This is a genomic window from Bradyrhizobium guangdongense, assembly GCF_004114975.1.
GTDB classification, from domain to species: Bacteria; Pseudomonadota; Alphaproteobacteria; order Rhizobiales; family Xanthobacteraceae; genus Bradyrhizobium; species Bradyrhizobium guangdongense.
Window position 1 is genome coordinate 4,235,375 of sequence record NZ_CP030051.1, and the last position, 13,234, is coordinate 4,248,608.

The following is a 13,234-nucleotide window of genomic DNA, read 5'->3' on the forward strand; positions in this document are numbered from 1 at the left end:
TCAACCAAGTCTAAGCGATCCGGCTTCTGCCGGTACCCCCAATATTCCCGTCAAGTAGTTCGCCCCAAACTACCGCATCTCGTCCGGAGCATGGACGCCGAGGATGGCGAGGCCCGATGCCAGGACAGAGACGACGCCCTGGACCATGGCCAGCCGCGCCTTTGTAAGATCTGCATCATTATTGATAATGAAGCGTAAATAGGGCAAATCGCGCCCTTTCGTCCAAAGCGCGTGAAATTCGCTCGCTAAGTCATAGAGATAAAAGGCAATACGGTGCGGCTCGTGGGCCGCGGCGGCGGCTTCGAGCATCCGCGGATAAATTGCGAGGCGCTTAAGAAGATCGAGCTCGACGGGGTCCGACAGCCGTTCCACCGCCGACTCACCGAGCCAGGCGATGCGCTTGTCGGCATCCTCGGGCAGGTCCGGGAACACCTCGGCCCGCGCGTTGCGGAAAATCGAGTGACCGCGGGCGTGGCCGTACTGGACATAGAATACCGGGTTATCGCGCGACTGTTCCATGACCTTGGCGAGGTCGAAGTCGAGCACCGCGTCGTTCTTACGGTAGAGCATCATGAAGCGGACGGCATCCTGGCCGACTTCATCCACCACCTCACGCAAGGTGACGAAGTCCCCGCTTCGCTTGGACATTTTCACGGGCTCGCCGTTGCGCAAGAGCTTCACGAGCTGGACGATCTTGACATCGAGCGAGCCCTTGCCCGAGGTCGTCGCCTTCACCGCCGCCTGCATCCGCTTGATGTAGCCGCCGTGATCGGCGCCCCAGACGTCGATCATCTCCGCAAAGCCGCGGTCGAACTTGTTCTTGTGGTAGGCGATGTCGGAGGCGAAGTAGGTGTAGGAATCGTCCGACTTGATCAGCGGGCGGTCGACGTCGTCGCCGTAGGCGGTCGCCTTGAACAGCAGCTGCTCGCGGTCTTCCCAATCCTCGACCGGCGCGCCCTTCGGCGGCGGCAGGCGGCCTTCGTAGATGTCGCCCTTGGCTTTCAGGAAATCGATGGTCTCGGCAACCTTGTTGTTGCCGGTCGCGATCAGCGAACGCTCCGAGAAGAAGACGTCGTGACGGATGTTGAGGGCGGCGAGATCGTCCTTGATCTCGTCCATCATCATCGCGATCGCCTTGGCGCGCACCGTCGGCAGCCACTGCGCCTCGCTCATCGCAAGCAGCTTGTCACCGTGCTCCTTGGCCAGCGCCTGCCCGACCGGCTTCAGATAGTCGCCGGGATAGAGCCCTTCCGGGATCGCGCCGATGTCCTCGCCGAGCGCCTCGCGGTACCGGAGGAACGCGGAGCGCGCGAGCACGTCGACCTGGGCGCCGGCGTCGTTGATGTAATATTCGCGGGTGACCTCATGGCCGCCGAACTGGAGCAGGCTTGCCAGCGCGTCGCCGAACACGGCGCCGCGGCAATGGCCGACATGCATCGGCCCGGTCGGATTGGCCGAGACGTATTCGACGTTGACCTTGGAGCCGCCGCGGACGCGGCCGTAATCGGCCCCCTCGCGCAGCACGGTCCGCAGCGCCTCGGCCCAGGCAGCGGGCTTGAGCGTCAGATTGATGAAGCCGGGACCGGCGACATCGACCTTGGTGATCAGCGGGTCGTTGCGGAGCCTTTCAGCGATCTGCTCGGCGAGATCGCGGGGCTTTGCCTTCGCCTCTTTCGCCAGCACCATGGCGGCGTTGGTCGCCATGTCACCATGGGAGGCATCGCGCGGCGGCTCGACCACGACGCGCGAGACATCGATGCCCTCGGGCCAGTTGGCTTCCGCCGCGAGCGTGCGGCAGGCGGCGTGCACGCGTGCGAGCACGTCGGCGAACAAATGCGGGGCTGAGGATGTCTTGGACATGGCCGCCGCCTAACGCAAATCCGGGGTCAAGTCAAAGAGCCGCTGGTGCTCGGTCAGGGCGAAACGGTCGGTCATTCCGGCAATGAAATTGCCGATCCGGCGAGCCCGGTCGCCCTCGTTGTCCGCCTCCGCCCCCACCAGCCATTCCGGCGGCAGGTCGGCCGGCGATTTCAGGTATTTCGCGAACAGATCGAACACGATCTGTTCCGCCTCGGCCATCACCCGCATCACCCTGGTGTGGCGGTACATGTGCCCGTAGAGGAAGGTCTTGATCGCGGCCTCCTCCTCGGCGACTTCAGGCGGAAAGGCGACCAGCGCCCGGCTCTGCTGGCGCACGTCCTGGGCCGATTGCGGCCGGACGGCGGCAATGTTCTTCTGCGCCTCCGCAAACACCGCGCCGATCAGATGCGAGATCAACTCGCGCACCAGCTCAGCCCCTCGCCTGACATCCTCGAGATCGGGATAGTGCGCCGAGGTCTCCGCGATGATCTCCGCCGTGAGCGGCATGACCTTAAGATCGTCGAGGTGGAAGAGGCCTGCGCGCAGGCCGTCGTCGATGTCATGGGCGTCATAGGCGATGTCGTCGGCAATCGCGGCGACCTGCGCCTCCAGCGAGGCGAAGCTCCAGAGCTCCAGATCGTATGTCTTGATGTAGTCGGCGATGCCGACGGGAACGCCGTGCTCGCGATAGCGGCCGACCGGCGCGCCGCTGCGATCGGTCAGCGGGCCGTTGTGCTTGACGATCCCCTCTAGCGACTCCCAAGTCAGGTTCAGCCCATCGAACTCGGGGTAGCGGTGCTCCAGCGAGCCGACGACGCGGAGCGCCTGGGCATTGTGGTCGAAGCCGCCGAAATCCTTCAGGCAAGCATCCAGCGCCCGCTCGCCGGCATGGCCGAACGGCGGGTGGCCGAGATCATGGGCGAGCGCCAAGGTTTCGGTGAGGTCCTCGTCCAGCCCGAGCTGGCGCGCCAGCGCGCGGGCGATCTGCGCGACCTCCAGCGAATGGGTCAGCCGTGTCCGATAATGATCGCCCTCATGGAACACGAACACCTGGGTCTTGTACTTCAGGCGGCGGAACGCGGTCGAATGGATCACCCGGTCGCAGTCCCGCCGGAACGGGCTCCGGGTCCGGCTCGGCGGCTCGGCAACCAGCCGGCCGCGGCTGCGCTCGGGGTCGCAGGCATAGGGCGCGCGGGGAGCTGCCATTCCGACGGACACGACGAATTTAGTCCCTATCCATTTGATTCTGCGTATCCTTGCACTTAACTATGCCGGACGCGGGATACCAAATGAATTGGCTATGACGCGGACGACGACCGGAGACGAGCTATGACCACCCCTGTGACCATCAGTGACCGCGCCGCACGCCGGATCGGGGAGATCCTCAAGGGCGAAGGCACCGGCGCGATGCTGCGCATCTCGGTCGAAGGCGGCGGCTGTTCCGGCTTCCAGTACAAGTTCGACATCGACCGCGACCGCACCGACGATGATCTCGTCATCGAGCAGGACAATGCCGTGGTGCTGGTCGATTCCGCCTCCCAGCCCTTCCTGGCGGGCTCGCAGGTCGATTTCGTCGATGACCTGATCGGCGCCTCGTTCCGCGTCAACAACCCCAACGCGACCGCGTCCTGCGGCTGCGGCACCAGCTTCTCGATCTAGCCCGACCCAAAATCTGCAAAACAACCCCATGCACAGTAGCCGGAGATGCCGGCTCGCTGAATTTCGGCTTTTGCGAATATTGTTTGACGCGTCGGGCAAAACAGGTGATCCTGGCAAATCGGGCCCGATGCGTGGAATCTCGATCTGGATGAAGCGACGGAGAATTTCCTTGCAGGTACGATCTCCCGCTCTATAGCGAAATCGAACCGAACCGTCACGGGAAGATCCTGTCGAGATGCGCAGCGCAAGCCCTTCGTTTCTCGAGAGGGCGCGTCAATGAGCCGGAAGAACAAGGTTCCGCTGGCCGATCGCGTGGCCAAGGCGGCTGAAGCCGCGCTTGACGCCAGGCAGTTTGCGAGCGCCATCGACATCCTTGTCGGGATCGGGTGGCTTGACCTCGAAGCGGTCGAGCGTTGGCGCCGCGGGCAAGTCGAATGCCTGGAGGAAGTCGTCCGGATCGACTTGCCGCGAATTTCCGAGGCGCTGCGGCTTTTCCGGTCCTGGTCGGTCGCGCAGGGATTGCTTGCAACCCGGACGGAGTATGTCGCACGCACGCCGCATCGCCAGATGCTGCGTTTCAGCCGTAGCGGAAATCCGGCGGTCGAAGAGGCTTATCGCACACATTGGGTCTCACCTGCGCTTTCCGAAAAAAAGCGTGAGCGTCTGTCGACGAAGACAAGTCGAGCCCCCGAACTGGTGACTGTCCAGCCATTGAACGCCGAGTGGAAATGCCATCGGTGTGGCGGCACCGGCGACCTCCTGATGATGGAGGGTCCCGGCCCGGCATGCCTGCGCTGCGTCGGCCTCGATGATCTCGAATTTCTGCCGGCAGGCGACGCCTTGAAGACGCGACGCGTGAAGGCAAGGAGTCCCCGATATGCCGTTGTCGTTCGCTTCAGCAAGACCCGCGGCCGCTACGAACGGCAAGGTCTGCTGGTCGAGCCGGAGGCGCTCACGGATGCGCAATGATGCGGCAGAGTCTTCGTGCACCTCATAGGACAATCCGTTCGATCACTCCCCGAAGGAATTCGAGAGTCCGTGGTCGAGAGCAGAGCGCGACATTGAACCAAATCGCGGATCCGCGCACATAAGTTGTGCCGTTGGCTGTGCCATAGCGTAACCGCAAGGCATCAGAGCCCATCCTTATCGGCGTGGCACGCCAATCGCTGTAGTCGTTGATCCAATGCGCATGATCGATCGCCTGCTCTGTTGCCTGTTCCTCTTCCTTGCCATCGCAACCGTCCCGGTGCGCCACGTGCACGCCGCCGAAAGCTGTCCGTTCATCGGCGCCAAGGAGCTCGCCGGCGCGATGCCGACGCTCAAATGGTCGCTGATCTCAAATCAGGACGGCCGCGGCTGCATCTACCAGGCTGGGCGCGGCGAGACGATGATGCTGACCGTATTCAGCAATCCCGACAAGGACCGCGCCAGGGAGATGTACGCGACCTTCGTCAAGACTCTCAGTGAGCGCATGCCGCTCAGCGCGGTGTCCGGGATCGGCGATGACGCTCAGCGCGGGACGACCGCCGCCGACGCGAAGCGCCAGGAGGACTCGATCATCGCCTTGTCAGGCGACTACATCCTGCAGATCGCCGTCTATCCGATCGCCCGGCGCTCCGACGAGGCGCTGCTCGGCCCCCTCACCCAGGTCGCCCGCGTTGCCGTCGGAAATATGAGCAAGACGAGCGAGCGGTTCGGCGACTGCGAATGGCTTACGCCAGCGGATGCCGACGGATTCCTCGACAAGAGCACGCTTCAGGTCCAGCGGACCGGTGCGGGCAGCTGCATGATGTTCGATCGCGAGGCCAACACCATGGTCGTCGCCGTCATCGCGACCTTGCGCGACACCGCCGTCAGCATGATGAAGCGCCCAAGCCCCTGCCAACATGTGGCGATCCCCGAGCTCGGCAGTGAAGCGTTCGGTGAGCATTCCTGCACCAAGGGTAACGGCAACGCCGTCAACATCTTTGTCTGGAAGAACGGCAAGCAGGCTTCGATCCTGTTCGCGCCGGTGAAGCCGCATCCGGAGTCCGGCTCAGTCGAACGCCTGAAGGCGGTCGCGACAAGGGTCTATGGAAAGCTGTAACGACTGGGCCAGCCTCTCGATCTGGCGAGCGCTCAAGCCCCGGTCATCTGCCTTTCCTCGTCCGTCCACTCTACCTCATCGGGCATCAGATCCGGCTGCAGCGGTGCTTCCTCCGTCATCACGTGGCCGTCCAGCGCGCGCAGCAAGGCTGCGGCCAGCGCGGGCTTGCGCAGCGGCTTGGCGAGGAAGTCCGACATGCCGGCTTCGCGGCAAATTCTGACGTCATCGGGGAAGGCATTGGCGGTCAGCGCGATGATCGGCAAGATGGCGAAACGGCCGCCTTCGGCGCGGATCGCACGGGTTGCGGCGAGGCCGTCCATCTCGGGCATGCGGACGTCCATCAGCACGATGTCGTAATCGCCTTCGGACGCGGCAGCGATAGCCTCGACGCCGTCGGCGACGACCCGCAGCTCGACGTCGAAGGTGCCCAGCATCTTGCTCACGACCATCCGGTTGACGGCGTCGTCCTCCGCGACCAGCACCTTCAGCGGCCGGTCGAGACCCGCAATGCGGGCCTTTAGCTCGTCGATTTCGTCGCGGTCCGCCTGGTCCGACGCCTGCGCCTGGCTCCACGGCAACACCAGCGTGAAGCGGAAGGTCGAGCCCTCGCCCGGCGTCGAGGTGACGCCGATGGTGCCGCCCATCTGCTCGATGATGCGCCTCGAGATCGCAAGGCCGAGGCCGGTGCCGCCGAAGCGGCGGCTGATCGAGGCATCGGCCTGGGCGAAGTCGGAGAACAGCTGGCCGAGCTTCTCCGGCGCGATGCCGATGCCGCTGTCGGTCACGGTCCATTCGACGGTCGCGAGCAGGTCGCGGCGCGCCTGGCAGATGGCCTTGATCGTCACCTCGCCATGGTCGGTGAACTTCACCGCATTGGAGGCGAGATTGAGCAGCACCTGCCGGATGCGCGCGACGTCGCCGCGCAGCGTCGGCGGCAGGTTCGGATCCAGCTCGACCCTGACGTCGAGCCCCCTGCCTTTGGCGCTCGCGCGCACGACGGTCGCAACCGTCTCGACCAGCGTCTGCGGCGCAAAGTCGATCGCCTCGAACTGGAAGCGTCCGGCCTCGAGCTTGGAGAGGTCGAGGATGTCGTTGAGGATGCGCTGCAGGTTGTCGCCGGATTCGCGGATCGTGATGACCGCCTCGCGCTGGTCCGGATCGAGGTTGGTTTCAAGCAGCATGCTGGCAAGCCCAAGCACGCCGTTCATGGGCGTGCGGATCTCGTGGCTCATGACAGCGAGGAAATCCGACTTGGCGCGGCTCTCGGCTTCGGCCTTCTCGGCGCGCCAGCGCTCGGTGACGTCCCGGCCGAAGCCGCGATAGCCGAGAAACTGGCCGTCACGATCATGGGCCGGTTTCGCCGTCAGCGACCACAGCCGCGCCGCGCCGCCAGTGACGACCTTGAGGTTCATCTCGTGCAGCGGCTCGCCATGCTCCATCAGGCCGACGACGTTATAGGCGGCCGCCTTGTCCTCGGGGCAGAGCATATCGAGCACGTCGGCGAAAGCCGCCCCCTTCAGCAGCGGAAGCGGCAGTTGCGCGACATCGGCGAAGCGCTGCGGCACGTCCGTCAGACGTCCCTCGGCGTCGGTCTGCCACAGCCAGTCGCTGGCGTTCTCCTGAAAATCCTTCAGCAGCAGCGAGATGATCTCGGTCTGGCGTTCGAGCTCCAGCCGGGCCTTGAGATTGCCGAGGAACAGATTGCCTTGCGAGACGATGTTGCGCGCCATGAAGAACGCGAACAGCAGCAGGAACACCGCCGTCACCAGATATGGCCCGGTGCCGCACAGCAAGAGCGCCCCGGCGCAGGCGATCGTCATGGTGGCGAGATAGAGGAGGCCCGCCCGCGGAAAGGTCGACAGCGTGAAAGCGCCGCCCGACATCATGCCGACCATCAAGCAGGCGAGGATGAGCTGGCTGGTCGGCTCTACCAGGCTGAACAAGACGAGCGGCAGCGTGCCCCAGGTCGCGGCGAGGAAGAACGCCTGCCGTAGCATCTGGCGCGCCGCGCGGGGCGAAGCCTCCTGCGGCGGATTGCGGTGCGACCGACGCCAAGCGCGTACGGCGAGCGACCCGGTGAGAGCAAGGGTCATGGCCCAGATCGCGAGGAATTGGTTCAGGCCCCTGCCCCAGAACAGGATCAGCACGATGCCGACGTTGAGCATGGTGACCGCCATGGTCACCGGAATCAGCCGCATCACTGCATCGATCTGCTTGGCGCGGATCCGGCGCAGCTCGCGCTCGCTGAGATCGGCGGTGAGGCCGTCCTCGATCTCGAAGCCGCCGAGCCAGTACAGGAACGCCCCGATCAGCCCGTCGCGCGGCTCAGCCCGTTGTGAAGATTTGACCAGCCATCCCATCCTAAGGAACCTTTTCCGTATCAATGACCTACGGCCGGCTTAAGCCGGGTTAATTTTGTGGGAGATTTTGCGGCATCCTTGACGGGCGCGTTGGCAGTTTGTTCTAACCATGGCCCTTGGTCCGGAGCCTGCCGACATGCCCATCAGAGTTGCGACGTGGAACGTGAATTCGGTCCGGCAGCGGATCGATCTCCTCCTGGCCTGGCTGAAGGAGTGTCAGCCCGACATCGTCTGCCTCCAGGAGATCAAATGCGTCGACGAGGCCTTTCCGCGGTTGGAGATCGAGGCGCTCGGCTACAACGTGGTGACCCATGGGCAGAAGACGTTCAACGGCGTCGCCCTGCTCTCCAAGCTCAAATTCGACGAGACCAAGTCGGGGCTATCAGGTGACGACGAGGACACGCACGCCCGCTTCCTCGAGGGCGTGGTGACGCTCAAGCGCGGGGTGCTGCGCATCGCATGCCTCTATCTGCCCAACGGCAACCCTGTCGGCACCGAGAAATATCCCTACAAGCTCAAATGGATGTCGCGACTTCTTGAGTATTCGAAGGAGCGCCTCAAGACCGAGGAGCCGCTGATCCTTGCCGGCGACTTCAATGTCATTCCGCACGCCCGCGACGTCCACAACCCCGCCGCCTGGACCGAGGACGCGTTGTTCAAGGCCGAGACCCGGGAGAGCTTCCAGTCCCTGCTCGGCCTCGGCCTGACCGATGCCTTGCGCGCCGTCACGGACGAGCCGGGGCTCTACACCTTCTGGGACTACCAAGCCGGGGCCTGGCAGAAGAACCAGGGCCTGCGCATAGACCATCTCCTGCTGTCGCCCCAGGCCAGCGACCGGCTCGCCAATGTCGGCATCGACAGCTACGTGCGCGCCTGGGAGAAGCCGTCGGACCACGTGCCTGTTTGGGCGGATCTGGATCTGGAGGCGGCGTAGGGCTCGCTATCAGACGGTGGGCACGGTCAGGAAGCGGATTGCAGGAGCCAGCCGCAATCGCAGCTGCCGTAGCGGGCAAAGGCGCAAAGCGCCGTGCCCACGCTCTCTTGGTGACAGGAACAGGCGGTGGGCACGCTTCGCTTTGCCCACCCTTGTATTAGCGCGCCGGGTTAGGATGGCCACGTTCCGTGAGGAATGGCCCAGCCCGGGTGGCCGCCCGAGCTGGGCCGCCGATCGATCGGATCGATGCCCACCGAAGCCCTGAAGGGCTGCGTTTCGTAGCAAGATCGCGGTCGGCACTTCAGCGGGACCCGCATGGTTGAACGAACTTCAGGTTCGCATTCACAAGGGAGGGTCGAGGAAGATGGCCAAGCATATCATGATCTGTGCCGGGATCGATACCGGCAAAGACAAGCTCGACGTGGCGGTCGACGGCAGCTCGGAGCGATTGCAGGTCGACAATACGGTAGAAGGCCGCCAGGAGCTGGTGGAGTGGCTGAAGGGCCACAAGGTCAAGCGGATAGGGATCGAGGCAAGCGGAGGCTATGAGCGGGCTGTCGTCGCTGAGCTGCGACGCAAGCGGTTCGTCGTCGTCCTGTTTCAGCCCAAGCAGGTCCGTGCCTATGCCACGTTCCATCAGCTGCTGGCCAAGAACGATACGATCGACGCGGCGCTGATCGCGATGTGCACTGCTGCGGTCAAAACGATCCATCCCGCTCCGGATCCGCGTCTGCAGCCCTTTGCCGAGCATCTGACGATGATCGACCAGATCACGGAGGACATCGCAAGACTGAAGAACCGGCTTGAGAGTTGCCGCGACACGCGGATTCAAGGGGTTTGGAAGGCGCAGATCGCGCTCCTGACCAAGTCCAAACGAGCTGAACTCAAAGCGCTGCTGGCGACGATCCGCAAGCACCCTGATCTGGCCGCACGGCTCGATCTGATCTATAGCGTCGCCGGCTGCGGCCTGCCGACCGCGGTTGCCGTCCTGGTCAGGATGCCCGAGGTCGGCAACATCACGCGTGGGCCCGCTGCAGCTCTCGGCGGGCTGGCGCCTTACGACGACGACAGCGGCAATCGCGCCGGCGCCCGTCACATCGAGGGTGGCCGCGAACGCCTGCGCCGGGCGCTCTACACCGCGGCCCTTGCGGCATCCTTCCGCTGGAATCCGCAGCTCAAGGCTCTGTACGCCCGCCTGATCGCCGCCGGCAAAGGCCACAAATGCGCGCTCATCGCCTGCGCCAGAAAGCTGCTCGTCACGATCAACGCCGTCGTCGCCCGCGGAACTCCCTGGGTGGCAGAGCTGCCTCAACTCGCCAAGCGGCCCGCCGCCTGACCCGTTTCTTTGTTCGACTAGGCGACCGTTTCTTCGTCCCGACCTGCCGCAACAAAGACGCCGCGCGCGGCGGCCGTCAAGGCTGGCCGTCGCTCTGCTCCCGCCTTACATCAGCTGCTGCCAGGCCACGCCTTGATGGGCGCAAGCGCGGCGTCACCATCAAGGCCATCGGGGGCGACTTAATGGTTGCTACGGCGCCGAGATTGCCGCAGCTACTCGCGGCGGCCCTGCACCCACTGTTCGAGCATTTGCAGGCACATCGCGCGGTCGTCGTCCGATGCCTTGGCGAAGGCGCGGTTGTAGTTTTCCTTGATCCAGATCTCGTCGGCGCCGGCGCTGTCACGCGCCAGGGTCAGCCACATCAGGCCACGCGCCGCCTGCCGCGGCAGTCGATCGCCGTTGAACAGCATCTGCCCGAGCAGCGCCTGCGCCTCATGCTGGCCCTTCTGGGCGGCAAGGCCGAGCCAGCGTGCGCCGTAGCGGAAATCCTCGCGCGAGGCGTCCGGGGTCTTCAGATAGAGCCGGGCGAGATCGTACTGCGCATCGGCGTTGCCGAAATAGGAGGCCGCATAGGAGAACATCTCCCGGGCCCGGTCGGGGTCGGCCTTAATCTTCGAGTTCGGGATGCCGCTGAGATAATAGCGGCCGAGCGCGACGAAAGCGTTGGCCACGACCTGTGCCTGCGGCGTCGAGGGGAGGTCCTCGGCATGCGCATTGGCGATCCGGTTGAAATAGTCGAAGGCGCGCACGTCATCCCGGGCCACGCCGTCGCCACTGGCGTACATGCGGCCGAGCATCCACTGCGCGACGGGATGACCGCCCTGAGCGGCATATTCCAGCGCGCTGACCGAGGTTTCCTGCGTCGCAGCCGGCGGCGCAACCTTGCGCACCGCACCCGCAGCACCGGGCAAGGTGGTCACAACGGGGATGGTCGCATCTTTCGGGTTGACCGGCGCGCCGTCAAAGGCGAGCGCCGGCGCGGCCAGCGCGCCAGCCCCCAACACAAACGCAACGATGGCACGCCTAGATGTCCGCATAACACTGTTTCTCGTGCGCACCGCCAGGATGGGTCACTGCCCCCCCGACCGCTGGTCCAACCTGCTGAGCATATTTCCAAAGCGCACCCGACGTGTGATTAGTCGCGCGGGCGCTCCATTTGGTCTTGCGCTGAGCGAGCTCAGCGTCACTCAATTTTACGTTAAGGGTACCGGCCACGGCGTCGATCTCGATGATGTCGCCGTCCTCAAGCAGGCCGATCGGGCCGCCGACCGCAGCCTCGGGCCCGACATGGCCGATACAGAAGCCGCGGGTGGCGCCGGAGAACCGGCCATCGGTGATGAGCGCGATCTTGCCGCCCATGCCCTGCCCGGTCAGCGCGGCGGTGGTCTGGAGCATCTCCCGCATGCCGGGGCCGCCCTTGGGGCCCTCGTAGCGGATCACGATGACTTCGCCTTCCCGATAGGTGCGCTTCTGGACCGCCTCGAAAGCATCCTCCTCCCGGTCGAAGCACCTGGCCGGACCGGTAAACTGGAGGTTGGACATTCCCGCGACTTTCACGATCGCACCTTCTGGCGCCAGATTGCCCTTCAGACCGACCACACCGCCTGTGACGGTGATGGGCTTGTCTGCCGGGTGCACCACGTCCTGGTGCGGATTCCACTTCACGCTCTTGAGGTTTTCGGCGATCGTGCGGCCCGTGACGGTAAGGCAATCACCGTGCAGGAAGCCGTTGTCGAGCAGCGTCTTCATCAGAAGCGGTATGCCACCTACTTCAAACATGTCTTTGGCGACATAACGGCCGCCCGGCTTCAAATCCGCGACATAAGGTGTCTTTTTGAAGATTTCGGCGACGTCGAACAGGTCGAACTTGATGCCGACCTCGTGCGCGATCGCCGGCAAGTGCAACGCAGCATTGGTCGATCCGCCGGAGGCCGCGACCACGGCCGCCGCATTCTCCAGCGCCTTGCGCGTGACGATGTCGCGCGGCCGGATGTTGGACGCGATCAACTCCATCACCTTCTCGCCCGCCGTCATGCAGAAGGCGTCGCGGATCTCATACGGTGCCGGAGCACCGGCCGAGTAAGGCAGCGCGAGGCCGATCGCTTCCGAGACGGTCGCCATGGTGTTGGCGGTGAACTGCGCGCCGCAGGCGCCCGCCGAAGGACACGCCACGCGCTCGATCTCGTCGAGGTCCTCGTCCGACATCGCGCCGACCGAGTGCTTCCCGACCGCTTCGAACATGTCCTGCACGGTGACTTGCTGGCCCCGGAAATTACCCGGCAGGATCGAACCGCCATAGATGAAGATCGACGGCACGTTGAGACGGACCATCGCCATCATCATGCCAGGCAACGACTTGTCGCAGCCGGCAAGGCCGACCAGCGCGTCATAGGCGTGGCCGCGCACGGTCAGCTCGACGGAGTCGGCGATGCACTCGCGCGAGGGCAGCGAGGAGCGCATGCCGTCATGGCCCATGGCGATGCCGTCGGTGACGGTGATGGTGCAGAATTCGCGCGGCGTGCCGCCGGCGGACGCGACGCCCTTCTTCACCGCCTGGGCCTGACGCATCAGGGCGATGTTGCAGGGGGCGGCCTCGTTCCAGCACGAGGCGACGCCGACGAAGGGCTGGTGGATCTGCTCGGTGGTCAGACCCATGGCGTAGAAGTAGGAGCGATGGGGCGCACGCGCAGGACCTTCCGTCACGTGACGGCTCGGCAGCCTGTCCTTGATGTTGGTCTTGGCGTCCATCGCGACCAGTTTCCTCAGGTCCCAGTTTCTTGCCCAACCCTTGTCAGACCGGGAAAATCACACCCAAGATTTGAATCGACCTTGGAATTTCCCGCCGCCTGCAAGGAGCCAGCCCCAGCCCCTGAAACATTTCGAGCGATTTTATTCATGTTCGGGTGTGGCCAAAAAGCGGCGCTGATGCGAACGAGCCGCGATAAGGGCTAAATCGCACGGAGATGTTGCGCAGACAGCACAATCGTTACCGTGAAGAC

The 13,234-nt window shown here is 64.4% G+C and carries 10 protein-coding genes; 5 read left to right on the forward strand and 5 right to left on the reverse strand.

The genetic code is table 11. The annotated features are described in order from the left end of the window. Window positions 1-69: 69 nt before the first annotated feature. Window positions 70-1,860, reverse strand: a complete 1,791-nt coding sequence (argS, locus tag X265_RS20275) for an arginine--tRNA ligase (RefSeq protein ID WP_164938703.1) — start codon at window positions 1,858-1,860, stop codon at window positions 70-72. A gap of 9 nt (window positions 1,861-1,869) precedes the next feature. Continuing rightward, window positions 1,870-3,066 carry a deoxyguanosinetriphosphate triphosphohydrolase gene (locus tag X265_RS20280; RefSeq protein ID WP_164938704.1) on the reverse strand — a complete coding sequence of 399 codons (1,197 nt, stop codon included), beginning with the start codon at window positions 3,064-3,066 and terminating at the stop codon, window positions 1,870-1,872. A gap of 123 nt (window positions 3,067-3,189) precedes the next feature. Here X265_RS20280 and erpA point away from each other — a divergent pair, with 123 nt between their 5' ends. The 3 genes from erpA (at window position 3,190) to X265_RS20295 (ending at window position 5,605) form a co-directional block, all read left to right on the forward strand. Continuing rightward, window positions 3,190-3,519: an iron-sulfur cluster insertion protein ErpA gene (gene erpA, locus X265_RS20285; RefSeq protein WP_128966415.1), complete on the forward strand. Its 330-nt coding sequence runs from the start codon at window positions 3,190-3,192 to the stop codon at window positions 3,517-3,519. Window positions 3,520-3,831: 312 nt separating this feature from the next. After that, a complete protein-coding gene (locus tag X265_RS20290; protein ID WP_244659500.1) occupies window positions 3,832-4,488 on the forward strand; it encodes a hypothetical protein in 657 nt (218 codons plus the stop codon). Window positions 4,489-4,702: 214 nt separating this feature from the next. Then, window positions 4,703-5,605, forward strand: coding sequence for a hypothetical protein (locus X265_RS20295; protein ID WP_128966417.1), 903 nt, complete (start codon window positions 4,703-4,705; stop codon window positions 5,603-5,605). A gap of 32 nt (window positions 5,606-5,637) precedes the next feature. Here X265_RS20295 and X265_RS20300 read toward each other — a convergent pair whose 3' ends face one another. Beyond that, complete coding sequence (locus X265_RS20300; RefSeq protein ID WP_128966418.1) at window positions 5,638-7,965, reverse strand: ATP-binding protein; 2,328 nt, start codon at window positions 7,963-7,965, stop codon at window positions 5,638-5,640. Window positions 7,966-8,101: 136 nt separating this feature from the next. Here X265_RS20300 and xth point away from each other — a divergent pair, with 136 nt between their 5' ends. Both xth and X265_RS20310 read left to right on the forward strand, forming a co-directional pair. Continuing rightward, the gene (gene xth / locus X265_RS20305; protein WP_128966419.1) at window positions 8,102-8,899 is read left to right on the forward strand and encodes an exodeoxyribonuclease III; all 798 of its coding nucleotides are present in this window, start codon (window positions 8,102-8,104) and stop codon (window positions 8,897-8,899) included. A 364-nt stretch (window positions 8,900-9,263) separates the two neighbouring features. Then, window positions 9,264-10,235: an IS110 family RNA-guided transposase gene (locus X265_RS20310; protein ID WP_128963081.1), complete on the forward strand. Its 972-nt coding sequence runs from the start codon at window positions 9,264-9,266 to the stop codon at window positions 10,233-10,235. A gap of 212 nt (window positions 10,236-10,447) precedes the next feature. Here the strand turns inward: X265_RS20310 and X265_RS20315 are convergent, their stop codons facing one another. Beyond that, a complete protein-coding gene (locus tag X265_RS20315) occupies window positions 10,448-11,272 on the reverse strand; it encodes a tetratricopeptide repeat protein (RefSeq protein WP_128966420.1) in 825 nt (274 codons plus the stop codon). Further along, window positions 11,259-12,983 carry a dihydroxy-acid dehydratase gene (gene ilvD / locus X265_RS20320; protein ID WP_128966421.1) on the reverse strand — a complete coding sequence of 575 codons (1,725 nt, stop codon included), beginning with the start codon at window positions 12,981-12,983 and terminating at the stop codon, window positions 11,259-11,261. Before ilvD ends, X265_RS20315 begins: the two co-directional genes overlap by 14 nt. Between the last annotated feature and the right edge of the window lie 251 nt (window positions 12,984-13,234).